Raw genomic sequence first — 24,787 nt, forward strand, 5'->3', positions numbered from 1 at the left:
TATGAATTCCATAATAGATAACTCTCAAGAAGTTGCACGCTTTTGCCTCGATCGTGGCTTAGTAGACTTGGTGCGCTATAAGCAGGCCGAAACTCAAAGCAAGGTGAGTAGTAAGCCCCTATATGACGTTCTTGTTAGCTCCCATTTAATTGACGATCACAAGGCAAAGGAAGCAGTTGCTGCCTACTTGGATTTGCCAGTGGTAACCCTGGCTGATATCCATCATCAGGTAGAGCGCCATCTAGATGCTATTCCCATCAACTTTGCCATTGACAACCGAATCATTCCCTTTGATGAGAGTGAGCAGGGGATCAAGGTGGCCATTGCTGAACCTAGTGCGCTGCGCAGCATCAGTAGTGTCAGATTAATTGCCGGCAAAAATGTCTCTGCTTACGTTGTATCTCCAATTGAGATGGAGGGATTGATTAAGGCTGTATTAGATGGATTGCCAAAGAATGTAAGGCAAGCCAATCTTGGTATTAATAAAATGACGCCCAAGGGCGATAAGAGCAAATTGGGGGCTCAAAAAGCTAACAATCCAATGAGTAAACCCTCAACAACAAAGGCTCCTGCTGAGGCGGTTGATCTGCATGAAGAGGGGCAGGGAAACCATGTTATTGCCTTTGTAAATGACATGATCATTGATGCTATTAAGCAAGGCTCAAGCGATATTCATATTGAAATGTATAAAGATTCCGCTACAGCACGATATCGGGTCGATGGTGTGCTAAAAGAGTGCCGCACCTTAAAAGAGTTTCTATTTGCTAATTACCCGGCAGTAACTACGCGCATCAAAATTATGGCTTCGTTAGACATTTCTGAGCGACGATTGCCGCAAGATGGAGCTATTACGATTACCTTGCCAGAAGGTAGGGATGTTGATTTGCGCGTCTCAATATTGCCAACAGTATTTGGCGAGCGCGTTGTAATGCGTATTTTGGATCGCGACGGCATTTCATTTGATCTTGATAAGCTGGGCTTCCCAGAAAAGGAATATGCTGATGTGGTTTCAGCATTTGAGTCTTCTCAGGGTATGGTGCTCGTGACCGGCCCAACTGGGTCGGGAAAATCTACTACACTCTACGGCGCCTTGAAGCGCTTAAATAAGCCTGGCGTCAATATTTTAACGGCTGAGGATCCTGTTGAATTTACGATTGATGGAGTGGGGCAAGTACAAATTCGGGACGATATTGGCCTGACATTTGCATCTGCTTTACGCTCATTCTTGCGTCAAGATCCAGAAATCATTTTGGTTGGTGAGATTCGAGATAAGGAAACAGCAGATATTTCCATTAAGGCGGCACTAACTGGTCATATGGTTTTATCTACCCTTCACGCCAATGACTCCGTTAGTACAGTGGTCCGTCTGATTAATATGGGGATTCCAGGATATTTAATTGGTGCGGCATTAACGCTAGTAATCGCGCAGCGGTTGGCTCGCAAAATTTGCCCTGCTTGCAAGCAACCGCACGAGGGGAATCATGAGGCGATCTTGCTCAATCTTGGGTTTACTCCTGATATGGCTAAAGCCGCTAAGCCATATCACGGGGCTGGCTGTGAGAAATGCAATCACACTGGATATAAGGGCCGCCAAGGAATTTATGAGGTCTTGAAAATTTCTGAAGCTATGCGCACCGCAATAGTGTCCGAAGACAGACGCAGCCTAAAACAAATTGCAGAAAATGATGGCTTTCGTTCAATGCAGGCTATTGGCAGGCAAATGATTATGGATGGCATTCTCACGATAGAGGAGTACCAGAATAATCTGGTATTTAACTAGGAGCGCTTATGCCAGATTTTGATTGGAAGGGTATTCAAAACAAGCAATATGTCTCGGGGACGGTCAATGCACTAACCCGGGATGAGGCTGCTCATAAGCTCAAAATTGACGGAATTATTATCACGCAGCTCAATAAAAAGCTGCGAGAAGCCGAGAAGGAAATTCGCGAGAGTATTAACTGGAAGGCCCTTTTCGCAATCAAGAAGAAGGTGAAGTTAGCGCAGGTCATGATTGCCACGAAGAAGATGGCTACCATGTTACGGTCTGGCTTATCAATCCTGCCGTCACTAGAGATGGTGAGGGACCAAACTGAGAATCCAACATTAAAAGAAACGATGTCGCATATTTATGTTGATGTTGAGTCCGGGTCCAGTCTATCCCAGTCGTTTTCAAAACATCCAGATATTTTTAATGCAATTTACATCAATATGGTGAGGGCGGGCGAATCGAGTGGGCGACTTGATACCTTCTTGGATAAATTGGTCACGAGCATCCGCAAGACAATCAAAATTCGTAAAAGCATTCAGTCGGCGATGTTATATCCAACAATTTTGTTGATAGTAGCAACGGTGGTGGTGGGTATCATGATGATTTTCGTGGTGCCTGTATTTGCGCAAATGTTCGGTAGCATAGGATCGCAGCTTCCCGCCCCCACGCTATTCATTATGAGCATTAGTAATTTCTTGCGTGACCCCTATGGCGGCGGCCTATTACTTTTTACAATTGTCTTAAGTATCTATCTATTTCGCCAGGCCGTAAAAAGAAATCTAGTCTTTAGGACGAAGTGGCATCGTTACTTGCTCAAAATGCCGCTTATTGGAGAAATGATTCTAAATTCAAACTTGGCTCAAATAGCCATGGTTTATGGCAATCTTTCGGGTGCTGGGGTGCCTGTAATTGAGGCCCTAGACATTACGGCTGAGTCATCAAAGAATGAGGTAATTAAAGAGGCAATCCAAACTGCAAAACGCGGCGTGTTTTCTGGAGAGCCTCTTTCTCAGCTATTGGGTGAGATTGAAATATTCCCACCAACCTTTTCTCAGTTAATTTCAGTGGGAGAGCAGACCGGAAATATGACAGAGATGCTAGAAACCATTAGCAGTTATTTTGAGGAAGAATTTGACTCTACCGTAGATAAGCTATCGCAAATGATGGAGCCCATCATGATCTGTTTCTTGGGTGGGGTAATTGGTTTTATTTTGGTTGCCATGTATCTCCCGATCTTCAAGATGGGGCAAGTGGTTACGGGATCCTGAGATATGAACCGCTCTCCAATCACTTTCTTCCTCCTTTTTTTCTGGGGTACTTCTTATGCTGCAAGTCAACAATATCAAGAGATTTCTTTAAGTAATCGACAAGAGTTGCGGCAAAAGTTTAATAGCGGCACCTCTATTAATTCCTTTAAAGATGTAACGCATGCTATTAGCTGGATTGGCCAACAGTCTTTTCATTTGCGAAACAAGATACCGGATGACCGGAAGCGTCGTGAGCTCCTCAGAATGATTCATTATGAGGCGACGCGTTACCAGCTTGATCCTGATTTAGTGCTTGCCTTAATAGAGGTGGAGAGTGGTTTCAATCGTTTTGCGCTTTCCCATGTTGGGGCCTCTGGACTGATGCAGGTAATGCCGTTTTGGAAGGGCTTAATTGGCTCCGAGAAAGACTCCTTATTTGATGTGCAAACAAACTTACGCTATGGGTGCATCATTCTTCGTCATTACCTAGATATTGAAAATAACAACTTAGAACGGGGGCTCGCCCGTTACAACGGTAGTCTTGGCTCAGACACCTATCCATCTATGGTTCTAGGGGTTTGGCGCTCAAAGTTCCGATATGCATCAAGCTAAATAGGGCTGAAATAGCATATTTTCATTAAATTAGTAGGCAACTACTATGGTTTTTGGAGGTCTTGGCTCGCAGAATGATCCTACGTTAACTAACAAAGGTGAAGCGATATGGCCTCAATTACTCAATACTCTCTTAATCCTACAGATACCTCTTTTTTAAGTTACTCTGGCGCCCAAGAGCTTGTTGGAATATCTGCAGCAAATACGGCTAGTGATTTGAGTTTTTCCTACTATTTGCAGACATTGATTGATCGCCTGGATAAATCGCAGAACGCCGCCATATCATCGGTTGATAAATACGTTGCTGATAAGTCCTCGGCAAATATGGATGCTTTATTGAGCCAGCTAAATGCAGTCAATAGCTCACTCAAGGATATGCTGTTGATGAGAACTCAAATGATGCAGGCATACCAAAATACCAACCCCCTGGGTCTATAGGTTTAATTACTCCTACCAGTGCCAAAAAACCACCTTCGGGTGGTTTTTTATTCCGGGTGGAATCTCTGAAGTTCGGGAGAACGGCTTGTTGTTAGACAATCGTCTAACTTGGATCCAAAGAAAAAGCCCCTAGATTGCTCTAGGGGCTTTACTTATTTGGCTCCTCGACCTGGGCTCGAACCAGGGACCTACGGATTAACAGTCCGGCGCTCTACCGACTGAGCTATCGAGGAATAAGCCGATATTATAGCAAGATGAAATCACTTCTTCCCACTTCTGTGCAGATCCCCAAAGTACTGACCATTGCTGGCTCTGATAGCGGCGGCGGGGCGGGGCTTCAGGCGGACCTCAAGGTCATTACTGCCTTGGGCGGCTACGGCATGTCCGTGATTACGGCTATAACGGCTCAAAATACTCTTGGGGTCACACGGATTCAAGACGTGGAGCTTGATGTGGTGGAGGCTCAAATTGATGCCGTTCTGCTCGATATTGGGGTCGATATTGTCAAAATTGGTATGTTGGCCAGCCCAGAAATAGTCCGAACCGTAGCAAAAGCATTGCGTAAGCATGGAGTCAGGCGGATTGTTCTTGATCCGGTTTTGAGGGCAACTTCAGGGGCAAGTTTGGGTGGTGATGACACTGCTCAAGCAATGATTGCTGAATTATTTCCAATGGCAACATTGATTACACCCAATATGGATGAAGCTTCATTGTTATTGGGTAGAGAGATTGCTGGGCCAAATGATTTCAAATTGGCCGCAGAGCAATTGCTAGAGATGGGTCCTCAGGCGGTGTTAATTAAAGGTGGGCACTTAGATAGTACGCATACCCAAATTACCGACTACTTACTGTGGCGCACGCTTGAGGATGGTCTTGAAGTAGTGCAGTCAAAAGAATTTAAACACTATCGTGTTAATACTCCCAATACGCATGGCACGGGATGTTCGTTATCTTCAGCAATTGCAACATACCTTGCGGATGGTCATGATCTTAGTCATGCAGTTGCTAAGGCGATTGCATACGTTGAGGCTGGATTGGAAGCGGGTCGCTTTTTAAGTATTGGGGAAGGCCCTGGACCGTTGTGGCACATGCACGATTTTTATCCAACAGCGTTGATAGACGAAAAAGAAAAATATTAATTAATACGACGCAAAGAGCGTATTAAGTTAAGCGCGCATTAATTCTTGTAGGTGCTTAACAGCCGCTTTAGGATCTTTGGCTTGTGTAATGGCTCGAACTACGGCCACTGAACCAACGCCACTCCTGCTCACAGCATGAATGCTATCTTGGTCAATGCCGCCAATAGCCACCAATGGGTAGTGACTCATTAACTTGGCGTATTTGTATAGACGTCCTAATCCTTGGGGTGCTGTTGGCATCTTCTTCAGATTGGTTGGAAACACTGCGCCCATTGCAATATAGCTTGGGCAAAAGCGATCTGCATAGACTAGCTCTGCATAGCCGTGTGTACTTAGGCCAAGCCTTAGGCCGGCTTCACGTATTTCTTCTAAATCTGCTAACTCTAAATCTTCTTGGCCGAGATGAACACCATAGGCCTCGGCATTAATTGCCTCTTGCCAATAGTCATTAATAAAGAGCAGGGTCTTACTATCTTTAACGGCCGCTACAGCCTCTTTAATTTGTTTGCGTATCTTGGATTTATCTTCTGACTTAAAGCGCAATTGCACGGTCGGAATCTCAGCGTCAACCATGCGCTTCACCCAATCTGCATCAGGCATCACACCATAGAGCCCCAAACGTTTTGGGCACTCAGGGAAAGCCTTGGGGTTCATATTGCGAGTCCAAGGCAACAAGTCAAAATGCTCAGGTCTGTCAGGCCATTTAAATGGATTAAAGCCACCATCATGCTGGGCCATTCTGGACCACGCTTTACCAAGCACTTTGGCGTCGGATTCTATAAAGCCCATCTCAATGCTGGCTAATGCACCAGCGAGTTCGTAATGGTCAGCAGCGGATTCATTATCAATTTTGGGTGGCGGGGATGTCAGCGTGTAAGTCGGAATCGGAATGCACAAATCTTCATTGCGATGGGCTGCAATAATTTGATCGGCAAGGTCGCGTATCAGACTCATGAAATCAGTGTACTACTTAGCTTTGGTGCCAAAAAGGGGTGCCTACCAATGGAGTGCTGGCTTGAGCAGATGCTTGTGGCTTCATGGCGCCAGATAAATAAGCGGAACGTCCGGCATCTACTGCCATAGAAAAGGCTTTTGCCATCACAACAGGATCGTCGGATAAAGCTACGGCAGTATTGAGTAGTACGCCATCAAAGCCCCATTCCATTACGGTGCAAGCATGAGAAGGCAGGCCAAGACCAGCATCTACCAAGAGCGGAACCTTTAAGCGGTCACGTAAGAGTTTCATGGCATAGGGATTTAACGGGCCCTGTCCGGTTCCGATTGGCGCTGCCCATGGCATCACTGCCTGACAACCAACATCCACTAGACGTTGGCACAAAATCAAATCTTCTGTGCAGTAAGGGAGAACCTTAAAGCCGTCCTTAATAAGAGTCTCAGCCGTTTGTACCAATCGCAAAGTGTCTGGCTGCAATGTGTAGTCGTCACCGATGAGCTCTAACTTTATCCAATCTGTTTCAAATACTTCGCGCGCCATCTGTGCAGTAGCAATTACTTCTTGCGGGCTATGGCATCCAGCAGTGTTTGGCAATACCGGAACAGCCATCTTCTTTAATAGATCCCAAAAACCACTATGTGCTTCAGCTGTCGCGCTACCTTGACGTCGTAAGCTCACGGTAATCATGGCGGGGTTGGATGCCTGTACTGCGTTCTCCAATACCTGTGGCGATGGATAGCGAGAAGTTCCCAGAAGTAAGCGGCTAGCAAAGCTTTCGCCATAGAGAACTAAGGCGTCAGCGCTATTGAGATTGTTTGGAAGTGGAGCAGTCATTTATTAATCGTTCAATATTGGGGATTAGCCGCCAGTGACCGGGGCAATCACTTCGATTTGGTCATTTTCATTAAGCGCAAATTCTGAATGCTTGGTCTTGGGTACGAAATTCATATTTACCGCTACAGCGTATGGCGGTTTGGCATCAATTAATGCCAGTGCGTCAGAGATCACGCTCTGGCTTGGAACTTCATATTCGACCTGATTCACAATTACGCGCATGCAACCTCTTGTTGTTGAAGCCCTTTAGTAATGCTTAATCCTAATTCCAGAGCAGAGGCGCTCTCACCATGCTCTAAAAGCTGAAGAGTGCAATCAAGCACTGCTGGCGCAATCATAAAACCATGACGATAAAGGCCGTTGATCATGATCAAATCAGAAAGCCCTTTTTGTTGCTGTGTTCTGATTTCTGGAAGATTGTTTTTGAGGGTGGGGCGGCACTGAGTCGCCATTTCTAAAATGCGCGCTTCCGCAAATCCGCTATGCACCGTGTAAACAGCACTAAGGAGTTCCATGGCAGAACGTACGCTCATTTCAGAGAGGTCATCCGATTCAATTTCGGTAGCGCCAACAACATAAATATCGTTTTCTTTTGGGGCGATATAAATAGGGTAGCGCGGATGAATTAAGCGTGTAGGGCGACGTAATTTCACTTCTGGTGCATATAAACGCACAACCTCGCCACGCACACCACGCAGGGTATTTTGAGTTTGAGTTGCAGCCCATTGATCTTTGGCGCCAGTCCCTCGGCAATCAATTACTGCTGTATATGACTGTTTACGTAATTCCTCTGGATTGACTTCTGCATTCCAGTGGCAGTTGACCTTCAATGTATTTAATTCAACAATCAGCGCATCAAGCAATTGGCGATTATCTAATTGACCTTCATTGGGCAAATACAAGGCTTGATTAAAGCGATCAGCTACACCTGGTTCGATGTTGCGCAATTGATCGTTATCTAATTTTTGTGGCTTAGTTAATGATGGATTGCTACAACAATTACTCTCTAGGTGGGCGCTAAAACGCTCCGCATCACTCGTATCTTGCCTGTGCCACAGAATCAGCGTGCCATCCTGTTGAAAATAGACGGTCTCAGATAGCTGGCTAATTAACGCCTTCCAGCGCGGCAAACTATATTGACCCATACGAACGACTGAGTCTTCTGTAATGGCAGATTCAGCAAGGGGTGCCAACATAGCAGCTGCGATACGCGCAGCGGCATGTGATCCGTCAGGACCACCTTTATCAAAAAGGTCAACTTGGGCGCCACGTCTAGCAAGCGACATTGCCAGTAGCCGACCCATTAGGCCGGCCCCAACAATGGCGTACTTGCTATCGGATAGCGCTTGCTTGCCCATGCTTACTGATAAATCTCACTACCGCGTTTACGGAATTCTGCAGACATTTCTTCCATACCTTTAGACGCATCGGCAACCTCGGTAATTGGAATCACTTTGGCTTTTGGATTGCCATCGGCATCTAATGTAGCGGCGTAGTCACGCACTTCTTGAGTAATCTTCATCGAGCAGAACTTCGGACCGCACATCGAACAGAAATGCGCAATCTTGGCACCTTCAGCTGGCAAGGTTGCATCATGGTATTCACGTGCACGTTCAGGGTCTAAACCGAGATTGAACTGATCTTCCCAGCGGAACTCAAAGCGCGCTTTAGATAGGGCGTTATCTCGAACTTGAGCACCAGGCAAGCCTTTAGCAAGATCGGCGCCATGGGCGGCAATCTTGTAAGTGATGATGCCTTCGCGTACATCTTCCTTGTCTGGCAAGCCTAAGTGTTCCTTTGGAGTGACATAGCAAAGCATCGCTGTGCCATACCAACCAATTTGCGCAGCGCCAATACCGCTGGTAATGTGGTCATAACCAGGGGCAATATCCGTGATCAATGGTCCAAGAGTGTAGAAAGGAGCTTCTAAGCAATGCTTGAGCTCTTCAGTCATATTTTCTTCAATACGCTGCATTGGCACGTGACCAGGGCCTTCGATCATGACTTGAACATCATGCTTCCAGGCTTTAGCGGTCAGCTCACCAAGGGTATGCAATTCACCAAATTGAGCGGCATCGTTGGAGTCGGCGATACAGCCAGGACGCAAGCCATCACCAAGGCTAAATGACACGTCATAAGCCTTCATGATTTCGCAGATCTCATCGAACTTGGTATAGAGGAAGTTTTCTTTGTGATGCGCAAGACACCACTTTGCCATGATGGAGCCGCCACGAGACACAATGCCGGTGATGCGATCAGCTGTAAGCGGTACATAGCGCAGCAATACACCAGCATGAATGGTGAAGTAGTCCACACCTTGTTCTGCTTGCTCAATTAAGGTGTCGCGGAACATTTCCCAAGTAAGGTCTTCTGCAATACCGCCAGTTTTATCCAGCGCTTGATAGATTGGAACGGTACCAATAGGAACCGGTGAGTTACGAATAATCCACTCACGTGTTTCATGAATGTGCTTACCAGTGGATAAATCCATAATGGTGTCCGCACCCCAACGAATAGACCACACCATCTTTTCAACTTCTTCGTTGATGGATGAGGTCACAGCAGAGTTGCCTAGATTGCCGTTAATCTTCACACGGAAGTTACGACCAATAATCATTGGCTCTAATTCAGGGTGATTAATGTTTGCCGGAATGATGGCGCGGCCTGCGGCAATTTCAGAGCGTACAAACTCGCCGGTAATGATCTCAGGAAGATTTGCGCCGTAGCCCTTACCAGGATGCTGCTTTAAGAGCTGCTTGTAAGCAGGGTCTTTGCGCAATTGCTCAAGACCCATAGACTCGCGCAATGCAATGTATTCCATCTCAGGAGTAATGATCCCCTTGCGGGCGTAGTGCATTTGACTAACGTTCTGACCGGACTTTGCTACGCGTGGTGCACTGATGTGTGAAAAGCGCAAATTTTGAGTTGCTTCATCTTTGGAGCGAGCAACACCATATTCAGAGCTAGGGCCAGCCAATTGAATGGTGTCATTACGTTCAGCAATCCACGCATCACGCAGTCTTGGCAAACCTTTTTCAAGGTTGATCACAACATCTGGATCGCTGTATGGGCCGGAGGTGTCGTAAACAGGAACAGGTGGATTTGCTAATAGCTCTTCGCCAACACGAGTAGGCAATTGCTCAATCATTCTGATTGGCGCCTTAATGTCAGGTCTTGAGCCTTGCAAATAGGTTTTCGTTGAAGCGGGATAGGCAAACTTTTGCCCGAAGTCACGTTCTAAGCTTTTGAGGCTTGGAATTTCATGTTTTGCGTTTTTATTTGCAGATTTACCTGTACTCATGTCCATCTCCTAGCGTTTTTAGATGGACGAAACCGGGTGTCGGTCTGATGTAACTCCCCACGCCAGCATTACCTGGATCGGGTTCGAGGGTCTTTCTCAGCGCCTTCAAGCTAAAACCGCTATGAAGGGCACCCCTGTTTCATCCTTAATAAGGATTTAACCACGAATTGAGGAATTTCCTCATGACGAGAGTCAAGCAGGGGTTTAGATAGCCAATCGGGCCCTAAAACTACCTATTGCGACCTATTGCGACGCAATATGAAGTCTGCCGTTACAAAGGCTGCATCAGAAGTGAACTCATCGGCCAAGATTCTGGCAGCAGCTTCTGGGAGTGAAATTTCAATAAAACCGCTTACTTCACCATCATGATTGGTGGGTATAAAGTTGTCGGCCAATTCTAAATCGTAAATATAGAGCTGTTCGTCATGAAAACCGCGTCCTGGAGTTGGGCGGCGCATATGAATACGCCCAACAGGTTCAATCTGGTCGGCAATTTGTTCTGGCACACCAGCTTCTTCCCAGAGCTCGCGACGTGCGCTAACCCAAGGGGTTTCATCGGCCGTAATACCACCAGCAGCCAGGTTGTCTAATTTGCCTGGGTCGGTAGGCTTGGTTTCACTGCGTCGTCCTAGCCAAATCGTATTGCCTTGGGTATAGCCATTGATGTGGGTCGCCATACTGCGAAAACCAAATGTTCTAAATGCTGCACGCTCAAGGCGAAAGTATTTGTGACCATTGTTATCTACCCAAGCAAAGTCCTCATTGCGCCAGCCAGGAATGTATCCACCCATTCTCATGCGATCAGCAAGTTGATAAAGACTTGCAGATAAATCTCTAGGCTTACCAATCTGAATCGTTAACTTGTCATTCCCCATCTGAATCAGTGGAATAGATTTTTTTTGCAAGGACTCTTGCAAGTAAGGAGTGAACTCTGGATTAAGGTGGCCGACAAGTTGCTCATCAGCAGCACTACGCGATAAATAAATAGGCATGAAATCTGCCGGGGCAGAGCGCGCCGTGTTTTGGAGCATTTCTTCTAGGGCGGCTAGCGTGCTGGTGGAAAGACTGGTCATGGCCCTAAGTGTAAGGGAACTTGGGGGTTTACGCCCCAAATGATGGGTTTGTCTAGCATAAAAATCATCACGGATAGCTTAAAAAATTATAAGCAAATAGGTAGGGTGGGGAAATTGATTCTGCACACAATTTAGGCAAGCTAGGTCTACCTATACAAATCTGTGACTTACGAAAACTTTTGCTGATTTATCCACAAGGCCTGTGGATAAGTATGGGGAGTTTCTGGTCCCGCCGACAGGAATCGAACCTGTATCCCACGCTTAGGAGGCATGTGCACTATCCATTGTGCTACGGCGAGAATGTATAAAAAATAAAAGTGTGCTATGGCAATTTTAAGTGCTGCAATCTTAAGCTAGCTTCCATTTAGATGCTTACCAGCCGCAGAGAGCCCATACTTGATTTGTCACGGCCACCATCATATCGGGTGCAAAGTACAGCGAAAAAACAAACAACAATGCAAACAAAGCAAAGCCATAGGAAATCATTTTCCGGATGGCTGGTTTTTTTCTAAGCATTGGCGACTCTGTGAATGGCGCGTTCCTTCACCGGAAGGTTTACCAAGAATGCAAAGACACCTAAACCAATCGCGATTTCCCAAACAATCATGTACGAGCCAGTTTGGTCAAACAAGTAGCCACCCAAGAATGCACCACAGAAGCTACCTAGCTGATGCGAGAAGAACACTAAGCCAGAAAGCATAGTCAGATACTTCACGCCAAAAATCTGCGCCACGATGCCGTTTGTCAGTGGAATGGTAGAGAGCCACAAGAAGCCCATGACAGCGGCAAAAATATAGGTGCTCATTGGGGTAGGCGGCAGCAATAAGAATGCGCTAATGGCGATGGAGCGCCCCAAGTAGATTGCAGAAAGCAGATAACGCTTTGGAAAGCGTTGTCCCAATATGCCAGAGCTGTAGGTGCCAAAGATATTAAAGAGGCCAATCAAGGCCAGGGCGGTAGTAGCCACTGCTGGAGCGCCAACTGCTGGATAGCTTGATGAAAGGTCTTTGAGGTAGGGCGCTAGATGAACCGCAATAAACACCACCTGAAAGCCGCAAACAAAATAACCCAAGGTCAACAAACGAAAGCTTGGATTACTTATTGCCTCTTTCAGGGCTTGCTTAATAGTTTGATCGCCTAGATTGTGATTGTGAGTGAAATTCTTCTCGCGCAACATGAATGCCGTTGGAATCATGAGGCTTGCCATGAGCGCCAACATTAACAATGCATCTTGTGCGCCAAAGGCACTTAGTAATCCCTGCTCTGCAGGAATCATTAAGAACTGACCAAAGGAACCTGCAGCAGCAGCGATACCCATTGCCCAAACTCTTTTTTCTGCCGGAACGTTGCGTCCTAAGATGCCGTAAACCACGCTGTAGGTTGTCGCAGTTTGTGCAAGGCCGATGAGTAAGCCACCCGCTAAGGTGAAGTTCATTGCATCGGTAGAAATTGCCATGCCTGCTAAACCTAGCGCATATAAAACACCACCAGCAATCATGATTTTGAATGCCCCATAACGATCGGCTAGTGCGCCTGTTACAGGCTGAACAGCGCCCCAAATGAGATTTTGAAGGGCAATAGTCAATGCAAAGGTCTCGCGGCCCCAGCCATTGGCTGATGTAATCGGAAGATTAAATAGGCCAAACCCATGGCGAATTCCCATGGATAAGGTCACCATGAGTCCGCCGTAGATGAGGACCTGCTGCATCGAGAGGCCGGGTTTGGTGCTTTGCTGGCTCATAGGATTAGATGATTCCTTTTTTGCGCAATGCTTCAATGGACTTGTCGTCGAGCTTGAGTCGCTCATGCAAGATTTCATTTGTATGTTGGCCCAAGGTTGGTGGCGCCATGCGAACTTCTGTAGGGGTCTTTGAAAGGCGCATCGGGCTAGCTACTAACTTCATGTTTCCGGTAGTTGGGTGAGGAACATCGATCTGTACGCCGCGATGAATGACTTGCTCATTTTCAAAGACTTCTTTGAAGTTATTGATTGGGCCGCAAGGTACATTGGCTTTCTCAAGCATGGCAATCCATTCGCCCTTAGTCTTTTTGCGAGTCATTTGCTCTAGCAATGGGATGAGTTGCTTGCGATGCTCAACGCGCAGAGGATTTGATACATAGAGTGGGTTATCGGCTAAGTGAGCCTCACCACCTGCAGTAACAAAATGTCTAAATTGACCGTCATTGCCTGCACCCACAATCATCCAGCCATCCGAAGTGGGGAAGGTTTGATAGGGAACAATGATCGGGGAGGCATTGCCCCAGCGCTTAGGAACCTCGCCTGAAGTGAGATAGGCGCTGGAAACGTTGGCCATTACCGCTACTTGCGTATCGAGGAGCGACATATCAATGTATTGACCCTCGCCAGTCTGGTCGCGATGAATGATCGCGGCAAGGATCGCGGTGCTGGCATACATGCCGGTAAAGATGTCTGCGATAGCAACACCAGATTTTTGGGGGCTTGCACCCTCGAAGTCATGGGCTTCACCGGTGACACTCATAAAACCACCCATACCCTGAATGATGAAGTCATATCCAGGGCGATGGGCATATGGTCCGGTTTGACCAAAGCCTGTAATGGAGCAATAGACCAAATCAGCCTTAACTTTCTTTAGGCTTTCATAGTCCAGCCCATATTTGGCTAGATCGCCGACTTTGTAGTTTTCGATTACGACATCGGATTCGGCGGCTAGCTGGCGGATCAATTCCTGACCCTCAGGCTTGGCGATATCAACCGTAATAGAGCGTTTATTACGGTTGATGCAAATAAAATAGGCAGATTCGTCGGTATCCTTGCCATTGATGTCTTTGGCAAAGGGAGGGCCCCAGTGACGGGTATCGTCCCCAACGCCTGGCCTCTCAACTTTAATGACATCCGCACCCAAATCCGCTAGATTTTGTGCGCACCAAGGACCTGCCAGCACTCGGCTGAGGTCTAAAACACGAATATGACTTAAGGCTCCCATGCCCCAATTTTGGCATGGATGACAGGGGAATAACCGAAAATTTCAGCTTTGGGCTCAGACATGACTACAATTTGCGCGCATGGCTACCCGTAAAACTTCCGAATACAGCGAATCGTCGATTCAGGTCCTAAAAGGACTGGAACCAGTCCGTCAACGGCCTGGTATGTACACCCGCACCGATAACCCTTTGCACATCATTCAGGAGGTGCTTGATAACGCATCCGATGAAGCATTAGGCGGTTTTGGTAAGCAAATTATTGTGACTATGCATACCGATGGCAGCGTCAGTGTCGAGGATGATGGTCGAGGCATTCCAGTTGGAATGCATCCAACCGAGAAGTTGCCCGTAGTTGAAATCGTATTTACGCAATTACATGCTGGCGGTAAATTTGAAAAAGGTACTGGCGGCGCCTATGCATTCTCGGGTGGTTTGCATGGTGTTGGTGTCTCTGTAACCAATGCGCTTTCCAAAAGATTGGAAGTAACAGTCTGGCGTGATGGCCAAGTTTCTACCTTGACCTTTGCCGATGGCAAGGTGATTGAAAAGCTCAAATCTAAACCTTCTTCCAAGGAAGAGAAGTCTCACGGCACACGCGTTCGCGCTTGGCCGGATGGCAAGTATTTTGATAGTTCAGCAATTCCAATGCCTGAACTCATTCGTCTCTTGCGCTCTAAAGCAGTGTTGTTGCCAGGCGTTAAGGTGACTCTGATTCAAGAAAAATCAGGCGACACCCAAACTTGGCAATACGCTCAAGGCTTGCGTGGTTATTTAAACGAGGCGATGGCCCAGGCTGGTCATGGCGCAGAAGTAATTCCACCATTTGAAGGTGAGCAATACGCGACAGGCACTGGCGATGATGATTCTTTCGCCGAGGGCGAGGGCGCGGCTTGGGTAGTTTGTTGGACTGAAGATGGAGCACCGGTTCGCGAAAGTTACGTGAACTTGATTCCGACTCCTGCGGGCGGCACACACGAAAGCGGTTTGCGTGAAGGTCTCTTTAATGCAGTCAAGGGCTTCATAGAGATGCATGCATTGCAACCAAAAGGCGTGAAGTTGATGCCTGAAGACGTTTTTGCACGCGCCTCATTTATTTTGTCTGCCAAGGTATTGGATCCTCAGTTCCAAGGTCAGATTAAAGAGCGCTTAAATTCTCGTGATGCTGTGCGTCTCGTTTCTGGCTATGTGAAATCAGCACTGGAACTTTGGTTAAACCAGCACGTTGACTATGGTCGCAAGTTAGCCGACTTGGTCATCAAGCAGGCGCAAGCAAGAACTCGCGCCGGCCAAAAGGTAGAGAAGAAGAAGTCTTCTGGTGTGGCGGTATTGCCAGGCAAGCTAACTGATTGCGAAAGCGAAGATATCGCCATGAATGAAATCTTCCTAGTGGAGGGTGATTCAGCAGGTGGTTCAGCCAAAATGGGTCGCAATAAGGAATATCAAGCGATTCTCCCATTGCGCGGCAAGGTATTAAATACTTGGGAAGCAGAGCGCGATCGCTTGTTTGCCAATAATGAAGTTCATGACATTGCGGTAGCGATTGGCGTTGATCCTCATGGCGCAAATGACAATCCTGATTTATCTAACCTCCGTTATGGCAAGGTCTGCATCTTGTCTGATGCTGACGTGGATGGCGCGCACATTCAAGTACTGCTGCTAACACTTTTCTATAAACATTTCCCTAAACTCATCGAGTTAGGTCATGTACATATTTCAAGACCACCTCTATTTAGAGTGGACGCCCCAGCACGCGGCAAGAAGCCTGCTCAAAAGATCTATGCATTAGATGCTAGTGAATTGCAGGCTATTGAAGATAAATTGCGCAAGGATGGCGTTAAAGAAACGGCCTGGCAAATCTCCCGCTTTAAGGGCTTGGGAGAGATGAGTGCAGAGCAATTGTGGGACACCACATTAAATCCGGATACACGGCGTTTATTGCCTGTAACTTTAGGCACATGGACAGAAGATGAAACGTTTAAGACCATGGATATGTTGATGGGTAAATCAGAATCTGGAGCACGTCGCGATTGGCTTGAAGAGCGTGGCAATGAAGTAGAGGCGGATATTTAATGGCTACTAAAAAAACTCCAGGTAAGAATGATCCAGCGGATCAGGCGGACTTGTTTTCCAATCCCGTAGAGATGGATATTGTTGAAGTCGATGAGGTTCCAGCGGTGGCAGCTAGCTCTAGCGGCGGTTCTGGTACTCATGATCCAAAGACGGTTGAGTTAAATGAAGATGGTAAAGATAGCCTGACTTTGGCTGTCTATGCTGAGCGTGCTTACCTTGATTACGCCATCAGCGTTGTTAAGGGCCGTGCATTGCCGGATGTGGCCGATGGTCAAAAACCAGTTCAACGTCGTATTTTGTTCTCGATGAGCGAGATGGGTTTGCGTGCAGACGCTAAGCCCGTGAAGAGTGCCCGTGTTGTTGGTGACGTGCTCGGTAAGTTTCACCCACATGGTGACCAATCTGCATATGACGCATTAGTACGTCTAGCCCAAAGCTTCTCCTTGCGCTATCCATTAATTGATGGTCAGGGTAACTTTGGCTCACGTGATGGCGATGGCGCAGCAGCAATGCGTTATACCGAGGCACGTTTAACCAAGATCGCCAGCCTGCTTCTAAGTGAAATCGATGAAGGTACGGTTGATTTTGCGCCGAACTATGACGGTTCATTCCAAGAGCCTAAGCTTTTGCCTGCACGCTTACCATTTGTACTGCTTAATGGTGCATCAGGCATTGCGGTTGGTATGGCCACGGAAATTCCTTCGCATAATTTACGCGAGGTAGCTACTGCTGCCATTGCTTTAATGAAGTCTCCGAAGATGAGCACTTCAGAGCTATTGGAAATCATGCCTGGTCCCGACTATCCAGGTGGCGGGCAGATTATTTCTTCTGCGGCGGAAATTGCGCAGATTTACGAAGCAGGCCGAGGCAGCATTAAAGTACGTGCACGTTGGTCTGTTGAAGAATTGGCTCGTGGCCAATGGCAGGTTGTAGTCAATGAGTTGCCACCAGCGACATCTTCTCAGCGTGTCTTGCAAGAGATTGAAGAGATCACCAATCCGAAGGTTAAGGTTGGTAAGAAGACTTTAACTCCTGAGCAAAATAATCTGAAGTCCACCATCTTGAATGTGCTTGATGGTGTACGCGATGAATCCAGCAAAGATGCTGCAGTACGTTTGGTATTTGAGCCTAAGAGCAAGAATATTGACGTCAACGAGTTTGTAAATCTATTACTTGCGCATACATCATTAGAGTCAAACGCCCCAATGAACTTGGTGATGATCGGCAATGATGGTCGCCCACGTCAAAAGGGTCTCAAAGAAATTCTGACTGAGTGGATTGCATTTAGGGTTGCTACCGTTACCCGCAGAACTCAGCATCGCTTGGGCAAAGTAAAAGACCGTATGCATATCTTGGAAGGGCGCTTAACCGTTCTTCTCAATATCGATAAGGTTATTAAGATCATTCGCAATAGCGATGAGCCTAAGGCGGACTTAATTAAAGAGTTCAAGCTCACAGACCGTCAAGCTGAAGATATCTTGGATATCCGCTTGCGTCAGTTAGCGCGCTTGGAGGGCATCAAGATTGAGCAAGAGCTCAAAGAGCTAAAAGCTGAGCGCGATGATTTAGAGGGCTTATTGCAAAGCGATGCTGTTTTACGTAAGCGCATCATTAAAGAAATCGAATCCGATATGAAGGACTTTGGCGATGATCGTCGCACCCTCATTCAGGAAGATAAACGCGCTGTTGCTGAAACTAAAGTGATTGACGAGCCTGTTACTGTGATCGTCTCCCAAAAGGGTTGGGTACGTGTTCGTCAAGGACATGAGCATGACGCAACCCAGTTTGGCTTTAAAGCGGGTGATGCTTTGTACGCCACCTTTGAAGTTAGAACCGTGGATGTAATCCAAGGCTTTGGTAGTGATGGCCGGGTCTATACAGTTCCTGTTAGCGAGCTGCCTGGCGCTAGGGGTGATGGATCACCCTTAACCAGCTTTGTGAACTTGGCAGCAGGCTCGCAAATGGTTGCCTACTATGCTGGTCAGGCAGATGATTTGGTATTGCTATCTACTAAGGCTGGTTATGGCTTCTTGGCCAATGTGGCAGATATGAGTACTCGTAATAAGGCGGGTAAATCATTCTTAAGCGTGGATGCCAAGGTTCCTGGAGATGCTCCATTAGGTGCAGCTAAGGTTAAGGCAGGCATGAAGCAAGTCGCGTGCTTATCTGAAGCTTCTAAGTTATTGGTCTTCCCGTTAGATGAGCTCAAGCGTTTGCCTACAGGCGGCAAGGGCGTCATCTTGATGGGTCTAGACGACAAAGAGTTCTTGGCTTCCGCTATTGCAGTTGGTCCAGATGGTGCTACGTATTCTGGCGCCGGACGAGCTGGTAAGCCAACTGAATTGAGTTTGGATGCAAAGACTCTGAAATCATTTGCTGGTAACCGCGCACGCAAAGGCCACTTTGTAGAGCCACGCCTAAAAGACGGCAAGCTCAAAGCAAATTAATTTTTATATTTTCTTTGGCACAGCAATACCGTATTTAACGGCAATCACTTCCGCCAGAATCGATACCGCGATCTCTGGTGGGGTGAGCGCCCCAATATAAAGGCCCACGGGGCCATGCAGCCCGTCTACTTGCGCTTGGTTTAAGTCAAACTCTAGCAAACGCTCTTTGCGTTTCTGGGTATTTTTACGACTTCCTAGTGCGCCCACATAAAAAGCAGGCGATCTCAGTGCTTCCATCAGCGCCATGTCATCCAGCTTAGGGTCATGCGTTAAGGCAACCACTGCAGTGTGGGAGTCCACGCCAATTTCAAGCAAGACATCATCTGGCATGCCTTTTGAAAAGGTAATGTCAGTACGATTAAGGCCCTCAGCGTACTCTTCGCGAGGATCAATCACGATAACCTCAAAGTCGGAGGCAAGCGCAAAATCTGCTGTGTACAAAGAAAGTTGTCCGGCACCAATAATGACCATGCGCCAACGTGGACCATAGGTCGTTTGCATGGCTTGCTCAGTACAAGCGAACTCATCGCTACGATCGCCAGGAGTAAGTGTTGATATCCCAGTTTCTAAATTGACGCTCCGACGTGTAATTTGATGGGATGAAATGTTCTCCAGTAATTTTTCCAAAACGGCTAACTCGGGTTTGGGTTCAACCAAAAGGCGTAAGGTCCCGCCACAAGGCAGGCCAAAACGCGCCGCCTCTTGTTGCGTTACTCCATAAACGACCATCTCAGGGGTGTTGCGAGTGAGGATTTCGGTTTGAACTCGACGAATAAGGTCATCTTCAACGCAGCCGCCTGATACTGAGCCGGCGACTTGACCATCAGCGCGGATGGCTAGCCACGATCCTACCGGGCGAGGGGCCGAGCCCCAAGTCTGAACGACTGTAGCAATGGCAACGGGCTGGCCAGATTTGAGCCATTCGACTGCGGATTTGAGAACGCTTAAATCGGTACTGTTCATGCTTATCTTATTTTTATGAATAATGTGTTTGATTACTATTTATTATCACTCTAATGACCGATTCCAGTAAAACCCCTCAGAACCTAAGATTGCGTCTTGCAGTCTTGATATTGGCGGCGGGTGAGGGTAGACGCCTGGGCGGATATCCAAAGGCATTGCTTCAGCAGAATGGCATCAGCTTACTAAGGCGCTTTTGCAAGTCAGTGACTGGCTTTTCACCGGTCGAAACATTGGTTGTTACCGGTTTCTATGCTGATCAAATTGAAGAAGAAATTCAATCAATCAACCAAGAGCTATATGGCCAAATTACCTGGGTGAATAATCCAAACCCAAATGCAGGGCAGTTATCATCTGTTCGACTCGGACTCGAGAGCCTCACGAGTGACTACGATGCTTTATTAATTGCTTTGTGTGATCAGCCCAATATTGCCGCATTAGAAATTGATGCTCTCTTGGAGCAATTTCAACAACGACTACCAGGACAAGAAATTATTTTGCCAATGGTTAAGGGCCAGCGCGGTAACCCTGTTTTATTTTCTAAGAGCGTGATTGATAACATCTTGGCAATACCAGCAATGGTCTGTAGACCCTTTATGGATCAGCATCCTGACCTGGTTAGGACTTTAGAATCCGAGAATGAAGCCTATGTATTGGATGTCGATACTTCGACTGACATCCAAAAACTAGGGCTTCAAAAGATGAATCAATAAGACTTAATCTGTATTAAATCTCTGCGATGAGTTCAATCTCAACGCATGCACCCAGAGGGATTTGCGCGACACCGAATGCGCTACGAGCATGTTTGCCGGCATCACCAAATACTTCAAACAGCAGTTCAGAGCAGCCATTCACAACCAGGTGTTGTTCTGTGTAGCTATCGGTTGAGTTCACTAAACCCATGACTTTGACGATGCGTTTTACTTTGTCCAAAGAACCTAAGTGATTCTGTAGAGTTGCAATTAAATCGATAGCGATAGAGCGCGCTGCTGCTTTGCCAGTATCCGTATCCATATCCTTGCCCAGTTTTCCCGTCCAAGGCTTGCCGTCACGTTTAGCAATGTGACCAGAAAGAAAAACGGTATTGCCAGTAGTAGCGGCCATCACGTAGGCTGCAGCAGGGGGTCCAGCTGGAGGCAAGTCAATTCCAAGGGTCTTAAGGCGTTCGCTGATGTTTGTGCTCATGATGGATACCAATTATTTGAATATAGAAAAGAAGTAAAGCTAAAAACCGAATATCAGAATCTTACTTGGAAAGTTGTCGCATAGCGCTCTCTAAGCCATTGAGGGTTACGGGGTACATTCGATCCTTCATGAGGTTTTGCATGATGTCGATCGATTGGCGATACTGCCAAATAGATTCTGGCTCAGGATTGAGCCACGCAAAATGCGGAAAATGCTCAATCAGGCGATTGATCCAGACTGCACCAGCTTCCTTATTGTTGTATTCGACAGATCCATTGGGACTCAGAATTTCATAAGGGGACATGGTGGCATCACCCACAAAGATCAGCTTATAGTCGGGACCATATTTATTAATGATGTCTTGCGTGGCCGTCACTTGATCTCTTCTGCGACGATTGCTTTGCCACAGATTTTCATAAACACAGTTGTGAAAGTAGTAGTGCTCTAAATGCTTAAATTCAGCTTTAGCAGCTGAGAATAATTCCGCTATACGTTGAATGTGATCGTCCATGGAGCCACCCACATCCATTAATAACAATACCTTGACTTGATTGTGACGTTCAGGTCGCATTTGAATATCAAGCATGCCTGCATTGGCGGCAGTAGAGTGAATCGTTTTATCTAGATCGAGCTCTAAAGTAGAGCCTTCTCTTGCAAAGCGACGTAAACGCCGCAGGGCAACTTTAATGTTACGAGTGCCTAGCGCCAAATCGCTGTCATAGTCTTTAAATTCTCGCGCTTCCCAAACTTTGATGGCCGTTCTATTGCCAGCACTCTCGCCACCAATGCGAATGCCTTCAGGGTGGTAGCCGCTATGCCCAAATGGTGATGAGCCCCCAGCGCCAATCCATTTATTGCCGCCGCCATGCCATTCTTTTTGCTCTTTTAATAATTCTTCCAGGCGTTTTTTTAATGCCTCCGGCCCGCCTAATTTTTTGAGAGCTGCCTTTTCTTCATCAGTAAGAACCCGTTGAAGCTTTTTCTCTAACCAATCTAATGGAATATCTGGCGAAAGTGCAATGATTTGCTCAATGCCATTGAAGTAGCTCCCGAATACTTGATCAAAACGATCAAAGTGCTGTTCGTCTTTCACCAAAGTCAGACGTGAGAGTTGATAAAACTCGTCAATCGATGGATTAATGACACCCGATTTCAAGGCCTCCAAGAGAGTTAAAAACTCTCGCACAGAAACAGGCACTTTGGCCTCTTTCAGATTCAGGAAGAATTGAATCAGCATGAAAAAGCTGAATTAGCGATGATTGCGATTCATCATGACCAAGCGTTCAAACAAATGAATATCTTGCTCATTTTTTAATAAGGCGCCATGCAAAGGCGGCACCACAATCTTCTCGTCATTGCTGTAAAGGGCTTCTGGTGGAATACCCTCCGCCAGTAAAAGTTTTAGCCAGTCAATAAGCTCCGAAGTAGACGGCTTCTTCTTTAACCCGGGCAAGGAGCGTATTTGGTAGAAAGACTTGAGGGCGGCATCCAAAAGATCTTGTTTGATATTGGGGTGGTGAACATCAACGATGCTTTGCATTGTGCCGGCATCTGGAAAGGTAATGTAGTGAAAGAAGCAGCGACGCAAGAACGCATCTGGCAGCTCTTTTTCATTATTGGAGGTGATGATGACTAGTGGGCGATGTTTTGCCTTAATGAGTTCACGAGTCTCGTAAACGTAGAACTCCATGCGATCGATCTCACGCAATAAGTCATTTGGAAATTCAATATCCGCCTTATCAATTTCATCAATTAACAGTACGGTTGGCTCGTCTGCTTCAAAGGCTTGCCAAAGCACACCCTTAACAATGTAGTTGCGAATATCTTTGACTTTTTCATCGCCCAATTGAGAGTCGCGTAAGCGACTAACGGCATCATATTCATAGAGGCCTTGTTGAGCTTTCGTGGTGGATTTAATGTGCCACTGCAGTAGCGGCATCTTGAGGGCTGCTGCCACTTCTTCAGCCAGCATCGTTTTGCCAGTTCCTGGCTCACCTTTAATTAGGAGAGGGCGCTGAAGTGCAATAGCAGCATTGACGGCCAATTTGAGATCATCTGTGGCGACATAGCTTTCGCTGCCTGCAAAGCGATTTTGGGGTGAGTGGGTGGATTTGCTCATGAGCGTGCCTAAATAAGTGCTTGGATAAGCGTTCAAGTATAGGTAAATGGGGCGAATTTTTCAGTGTTTCTACTGATTTTGGGCCTCAGAATGGCGGGAAGGGCGTCTGTCCGCTATACTCTTCCCAAATTGATCTAAATCAAACTCATTAATAATGATTGCCATGAAAAAACTCTCAATTCTTCCTCATTTGGCCGTAGCTGCAACTTTAGCCTTTGCTGGTTCTGTTGCTCAGGCTGATGAAGTTAAAGGTACTGCTGCTGCAGGTAACGCTAAAGTTTGGCTCTGCGTTGGTTGCCACTCCATTCCTGACTATCGTGCTGATTACCCACTGGTATACAAAGTGCCAATGTTGGGCGGTCAAAATGCTGCTTACATTTCAAGCGCATTGGCTGCTTATAAAAAGGGCGAAAGAAAGCACCCAACAATGCGTTCTATTGCTGCTAGCCTTTCTGATCAAGATATGGCTGACATCGGCGAATACTATGCTGCGCAAACAGCCAGCTCACCTAACAACCCATTGAAGTGATTCATTGATAAAGATACATAGAGATACTTTTATGAAATTTGCACTTATTACTGCAGTTTTGCTCTCCAGCATTGGTTTAACAAGCGTGGCAAATGCTGCTAGCGTGGACAAAGGTCAGGCGTTGGTAGAAAAGGCTAATTGCGCCTCTTGCCATGGTGCTGGTCTGAATGCCCCAATCTTGCCGGCTTATCCTAAGTTAGCTGGACAGTACGCTGACTATGTTTATTACGCCTTAAAAGCTTACAAAGTGGGCAATGGCAATGCTCAGTTTGGTCGTAATAACGCTGTAATGGGCTCTCAAGTGCAAAACTTCAGCGATGCTGATTTGCAAGATATCGCCGCTTATGTTGCTTCTTTGCCAGGAAACTTTGTAATTAAGAAGTAATTTCCCAGCTTCGGTTACTTAAAATAAAGGCTTAGATTAATACTCTAAGCCTTTATTTTTTATAGATATTTATACAAAAATAACCCTTATTTAACCGCCTCCAGGCCACGGGCCAGGTGGTTACGCATTGCGAGCTCCGCTGCCACAGGATCCCTCTTGAGGATGGCCTGCAGAATTTGGCGATGCTCCAATAGTGAGCTCTGCAGTCGACCGGTTCTACTCAAGGAATCCCGCCTTTGCAGCTTCAGAACCTTTCTAAGGTCCACAATAACGCCATTCATCCAGCGATTTCCTGCGATTTCTTGAATTAACTCATGAAAACGGACGTTCACCTCAAAAAACTGTTCAGCATCGCGATCTGCCGCCGCCTTTTCTAGGCGGTGGTGAATGTCATCTAACTGAGTCAATTGGGCTTCGGTAGCTTTCAGGGCGGTTTCTTTGGCCGCTTGACCCTCCAGCAAGGAGAGGATAGTAAAAATTTGCTCTAAATCGCCACGGTCAACCTCGGTTACATAGGCGCCACGCCTTAATTTCATCGTAACCAGACCTTCAGAAGCCAAAACCTTAATCGCTTCACGCATTGGGGTGCGACTAATACCAAACTGAATTGCCAGGCTTTGCTCGTCCAACCAGCTACCGGGTGCTAATTCGTGGGCAAAGATCTGCGCTCTGAGGCGCTCGGCAACGTCCTCGTATAGTGGCCTGTTATTCAGTTTTGTATTCATAATTATGTATACAATAACTTTACAAATATCAAATTG

General features: G+C 46.7%; 23 protein-coding genes, 2 tRNA genes and 1 riboswitch. Of the genes, 10 read left to right on the top strand and 15 right to left on the bottom strand.

Annotation, left to right across the window (positions count from 1 at the left end; genetic code table 11):
* The first annotated feature begins 1 nt into the window (after position 1).
* The 4 genes from C2745_RS04600 to C2745_RS04615 all read left to right on the top strand — a co-directional run bounded on the left by C2745_RS04600 (position 2) and on the right by C2745_RS04615 (position 4,065).
* Positions 2 to 1,780: a GspE/PulE family protein gene (locus C2745_RS04600; protein ID WP_215385416.1), complete on the top strand. Its 1,779-nt coding sequence runs from the start codon at positions 2 to 4 to the stop codon at positions 1,778 to 1,780.
* Positions 1,781 to 1,788: 8 nt separating this feature from the next.
* Positions 1,789 to 3,036, top strand: a complete 1,248-nt coding sequence (locus tag C2745_RS04605; RefSeq protein ID WP_215385419.1) for a type II secretion system F family protein — start codon at positions 1,789 to 1,791, stop codon at positions 3,034 to 3,036.
* 3 nt (positions 3,037 to 3,039) lie between these two features.
* The gene (locus tag C2745_RS04610; protein WP_215385421.1) at positions 3,040 to 3,627 is read left to right on the top strand and encodes a lytic transglycosylase domain-containing protein; all 588 of its coding nucleotides are present in this window, start codon (positions 3,040 to 3,042) and stop codon (positions 3,625 to 3,627) included.
* A 108-nt stretch (positions 3,628 to 3,735) separates the two neighbouring features.
* The gene (locus tag C2745_RS04615) at positions 3,736 to 4,065 is read left to right on the top strand and encodes a flagellar hook-basal body complex protein FliE (RefSeq protein ID WP_215385423.1); all 330 of its coding nucleotides are present in this window, start codon (positions 3,736 to 3,738) and stop codon (positions 4,063 to 4,065) included.
* A 157-nt stretch (positions 4,066 to 4,222) separates the two neighbouring features.
* Here C2745_RS04615 and C2745_RS04620 read toward each other — a convergent pair.
* A tRNA-Asn gene (locus tag C2745_RS04620) sits at positions 4,223 to 4,298 on the bottom strand.
* A 21-nt stretch (positions 4,299 to 4,319) separates the two neighbouring features.
* Here C2745_RS04620 and thiD point away from each other — a divergent pair.
* Entirely contained in the window at positions 4,320 to 5,204 is an 885-nt protein-coding gene (thiD, locus tag C2745_RS04625; protein ID WP_215385425.1) for a bifunctional hydroxymethylpyrimidine kinase/phosphomethylpyrimidine kinase, read from the top strand.
* Between the two features lie 27 nt (positions 5,205 to 5,231).
* Here the strand turns inward: thiD and thiE are convergent, their stop codons facing one another.
* The 9 genes from thiE to C2745_RS04670 all read right to left on the bottom strand — a co-directional run bounded on the left by thiE (position 5,232) and on the right by C2745_RS04670 (position 14,333).
* Entirely contained in the window at positions 5,232 to 6,158 is a 927-nt protein-coding gene (thiE, locus tag C2745_RS04630) for a thiamine phosphate synthase (protein ID WP_215385427.1), read from the bottom strand.
* A 16-nt stretch (positions 6,159 to 6,174) separates the two neighbouring features.
* Entirely contained in the window at positions 6,175 to 6,993 is an 819-nt protein-coding gene (locus tag C2745_RS04635) for a thiazole synthase (protein ID WP_215385428.1), read from the bottom strand.
* A 24-nt stretch (positions 6,994 to 7,017) separates the two neighbouring features.
* The gene (gene thiS / locus C2745_RS04640; protein WP_128113509.1) at positions 7,018 to 7,215 is read right to left on the bottom strand and encodes a sulfur carrier protein ThiS; all 198 of its coding nucleotides are present in this window, start codon (positions 7,213 to 7,215) and stop codon (positions 7,018 to 7,020) included.
* The gene (locus C2745_RS04645; RefSeq protein ID WP_215385430.1) at positions 7,206 to 8,351 is read right to left on the bottom strand and encodes an FAD-dependent oxidoreductase; all 1,146 of its coding nucleotides are present in this window, start codon (positions 8,349 to 8,351) and stop codon (positions 7,206 to 7,208) included. Before C2745_RS04645 ends, thiS begins: the two co-directional genes overlap by 10 nt.
* A gap of 2 nt (positions 8,352 to 8,353) precedes the next feature.
* On the bottom strand, positions 8,354 to 10,294 hold the full coding sequence (thiC, locus tag C2745_RS04650) for a phosphomethylpyrimidine synthase ThiC (protein ID WP_251368407.1): 1,941 nt from the start codon (positions 10,292 to 10,294) through the stop codon (positions 8,354 to 8,356).
* 37 nt (positions 10,295 to 10,331) lie between these two features.
* A riboswitch (TPP riboswitch) is annotated at positions 10,332 to 10,440 on the bottom strand.
* Between the two features lie 87 nt (positions 10,441 to 10,527).
* The gene (locus C2745_RS04655) at positions 10,528 to 11,367 is read right to left on the bottom strand and encodes an NUDIX domain-containing protein (RefSeq protein ID WP_215385432.1); all 840 of its coding nucleotides are present in this window, start codon (positions 11,365 to 11,367) and stop codon (positions 10,528 to 10,530) included.
* 224 nt (positions 11,368 to 11,591) lie between these two features.
* Positions 11,592 to 11,666 (bottom strand) — tRNA-Arg (locus C2745_RS04660).
* Positions 11,667 to 11,875: 209 nt separating this feature from the next.
* Positions 11,876 to 13,108: an MFS transporter gene (locus C2745_RS04665; RefSeq protein WP_215385434.1), complete on the bottom strand. Its 1,233-nt coding sequence runs from the start codon at positions 13,106 to 13,108 to the stop codon at positions 11,876 to 11,878.
* Positions 13,109 to 13,112: 4 nt separating this feature from the next.
* Positions 13,113 to 14,333 carry a CaiB/BaiF CoA-transferase family protein gene (locus C2745_RS04670; protein WP_215385436.1) on the bottom strand — a complete coding sequence of 407 codons (1,221 nt, stop codon included), beginning with the start codon at positions 14,331 to 14,333 and terminating at the stop codon, positions 13,113 to 13,115.
* Between the two features lie 79 nt (positions 14,334 to 14,412).
* Here C2745_RS04670 and C2745_RS04675 point away from each other — a divergent pair, with 79 nt between their 5' ends.
* Both C2745_RS04675 and parC read left to right on the top strand, forming a co-directional pair.
* On the top strand, positions 14,413 to 16,401 hold the full coding sequence (locus tag C2745_RS04675; protein ID WP_215385437.1) for a DNA topoisomerase IV subunit B: 1,989 nt from the start codon (positions 14,413 to 14,415) through the stop codon (positions 16,399 to 16,401).
* Between the two features lie 71 nt (positions 16,402 to 16,472).
* Complete coding sequence (gene parC / locus C2745_RS04680) at positions 16,473 to 18,848, top strand: DNA topoisomerase IV subunit A (RefSeq protein WP_215385616.1); 2,376 nt, start codon at positions 16,473 to 16,475, stop codon at positions 18,846 to 18,848.
* 3 nt (positions 18,849 to 18,851) lie between these two features.
* On the opposite strand, the gene C2745_RS04685 is transcribed toward parC, so the two are convergent.
* A complete protein-coding gene (locus C2745_RS04685; protein WP_215385439.1) occupies positions 18,852 to 19,811 on the bottom strand; it encodes an XdhC family protein in 960 nt (319 codons plus the stop codon).
* Between the two features lie 53 nt (positions 19,812 to 19,864).
* On the opposite strand from C2745_RS04685, the gene C2745_RS04690 reads away from it, so the two are divergent.
* A complete protein-coding gene (locus C2745_RS04690; protein WP_215385441.1) occupies positions 19,865 to 20,521 on the top strand; it encodes an NTP transferase domain-containing protein in 657 nt (218 codons plus the stop codon).
* 13 nt (positions 20,522 to 20,534) lie between these two features.
* Here the strand turns inward: C2745_RS04690 and C2745_RS04695 are convergent, their stop codons facing one another.
* The 3 genes from C2745_RS04695 to C2745_RS04705 form a co-directional block, all read right to left on the bottom strand.
* A complete protein-coding gene (locus tag C2745_RS04695; RefSeq protein WP_215385443.1) occupies positions 20,535 to 20,993 on the bottom strand; it encodes a RidA family protein in 459 nt (152 codons plus the stop codon).
* A gap of 61 nt (positions 20,994 to 21,054) precedes the next feature.
* Positions 21,055 to 22,230, bottom strand: a complete 1,176-nt coding sequence (locus C2745_RS04700) for a VWA domain-containing protein (protein WP_215385445.1) — start codon at positions 22,228 to 22,230, stop codon at positions 21,055 to 21,057.
* Between the two features lie 12 nt (positions 22,231 to 22,242).
* Positions 22,243 to 23,112, bottom strand: coding sequence for a MoxR family ATPase (locus tag C2745_RS04705; protein WP_215385446.1), 870 nt, complete (start codon positions 23,110 to 23,112; stop codon positions 22,243 to 22,245).
* A 163-nt stretch (positions 23,113 to 23,275) separates the two neighbouring features.
* Here C2745_RS04705 and C2745_RS04710 point away from each other — a divergent pair, with 163 nt between their 5' ends.
* A complete protein-coding gene (locus C2745_RS04710; RefSeq protein WP_128113515.1) occupies positions 23,276 to 23,641 on the top strand; it encodes a cytochrome c in 366 nt (121 codons plus the stop codon).
* A 31-nt stretch (positions 23,642 to 23,672) separates the two neighbouring features.
* A complete protein-coding gene (locus C2745_RS04715; protein ID WP_128113516.1) occupies positions 23,673 to 24,026 on the top strand; it encodes a cytochrome c in 354 nt (117 codons plus the stop codon).
* Positions 24,027 to 24,112: 86 nt separating this feature from the next.
* Here C2745_RS04715 and C2745_RS04720 read toward each other — a convergent pair whose 3' ends face one another.
* Complete coding sequence (locus tag C2745_RS04720; protein WP_215385448.1) at positions 24,113 to 24,751, bottom strand: GntR family transcriptional regulator; 639 nt, start codon at positions 24,749 to 24,751, stop codon at positions 24,113 to 24,115.
* Positions 24,752 to 24,787: the final 36 nt, after the last annotated feature.

The organism is Polynucleobacter sp. AP-Kolm-20A-A1 (genome assembly GCF_018688315.1).
GTDB lineage: Bacteria > Pseudomonadota > Gammaproteobacteria > Burkholderiales > Burkholderiaceae > Polynucleobacter.

Coding starts and splice junctions, on each gene's coding strand:
- thiS (WP_128113509.1), bottom strand. CDS start 7,215: ATGCGCGTAATTGTGAATCAGGTCGAATATGAAGTTCCAAGCCAGAGC.
- C2745_RS04710 (WP_128113515.1), top strand. CDS start 23,276: ATGAAAAAACTCTCAATTCTTCCTCATTTGGCCGTAGCTGCAACTTTA.
- C2745_RS04715 (WP_128113516.1), top strand. CDS start 23,673: ATGAAATTTGCACTTATTACTGCAGTTTTGCTCTCCAGCATTGGTTTA.
- C2745_RS04675 (WP_215385437.1), top strand. CDS start 14,413: ATGGCTACCCGTAAAACTTCCGAATACAGCGAATCGTCGATTCAGGTC.
- C2745_RS04665 (WP_215385434.1), bottom strand. CDS start 13,108: ATGAGCCAGCAAAGCACCAAACCCGGCCTCTCGATGCAGCAGGTCCTC.
- C2745_RS04600 (WP_215385416.1), top strand. CDS start 2: ATGAATTCCATAATAGATAACTCTCAAGAAGTTGCACGCTTTTGCCTC.
- thiD (WP_215385425.1), top strand. CDS start 4,320: ATGAAATCACTTCTTCCCACTTCTGTGCAGATCCCCAAAGTACTGACC.
- C2745_RS04695 (WP_215385443.1), bottom strand. CDS start 20,993: ATGAGCACAAACATCAGCGAACGCCTTAAGACCCTTGGAATTGACTTG.
- C2745_RS04615 (WP_215385423.1), top strand. CDS start 3,736: ATGGCCTCAATTACTCAATACTCTCTTAATCCTACAGATACCTCTTTT.
- C2745_RS04720 (WP_215385448.1), bottom strand. CDS start 24,751: ATGAATACAAAACTGAATAACAGGCCACTATACGAGGACGTTGCCGAG.
- thiE (WP_215385427.1), bottom strand. CDS start 6,158: ATGAGTCTGATACGCGACCTTGCCGATCAAATTATTGCAGCCCATCGC.
- C2745_RS04685 (WP_215385439.1), bottom strand. CDS start 19,811: ATGAACAGTACCGATTTAAGCGTTCTCAAATCCGCAGTCGAATGGCTC.
- C2745_RS04610 (WP_215385421.1), top strand. CDS start 3,040: ATGAACCGCTCTCCAATCACTTTCTTCCTCCTTTTTTTCTGGGGTACT.
- thiC (WP_251368407.1), bottom strand. CDS start 10,294: ATGAGTACAGGTAAATCTGCAAATAAAAACGCAAAACATGAAATTCCA.
- C2745_RS04635 (WP_215385428.1), bottom strand. CDS start 6,993: ATGACTGCTCCACTTCCAAACAATCTCAATAGCGCTGACGCCTTAGTT.
- C2745_RS04705 (WP_215385446.1), bottom strand. CDS start 23,112: ATGAGCAAATCCACCCACTCACCCCAAAATCGCTTTGCAGGCAGCGAA.
- C2745_RS04700 (WP_215385445.1), bottom strand. CDS start 22,230: ATGCTGATTCAATTCTTCCTGAATCTGAAAGAGGCCAAAGTGCCTGTT.
- C2745_RS04655 (WP_215385432.1), bottom strand. CDS start 11,367: ATGACCAGTCTTTCCACCAGCACGCTAGCCGCCCTAGAAGAAATGCTC.
- C2745_RS04690 (WP_215385441.1), top strand. CDS start 19,865: ATGACCGATTCCAGTAAAACCCCTCAGAACCTAAGATTGCGTCTTGCA.
- parC (WP_215385616.1), top strand. CDS start 16,473: ATGGATATTGTTGAAGTCGATGAGGTTCCAGCGGTGGCAGCTAGCTCT.
- C2745_RS04645 (WP_215385430.1), bottom strand. CDS start 8,351: ATGGGCAAGCAAGCGCTATCCGATAGCAAGTACGCCATTGTTGGGGCC.
- C2745_RS04670 (WP_215385436.1), bottom strand. CDS start 14,333: ATGGGAGCCTTAAGTCATATTCGTGTTTTAGACCTCAGCCGAGTGCTG.
- C2745_RS04605 (WP_215385419.1), top strand. CDS start 1,789: ATGCCAGATTTTGATTGGAAGGGTATTCAAAACAAGCAATATGTCTCG.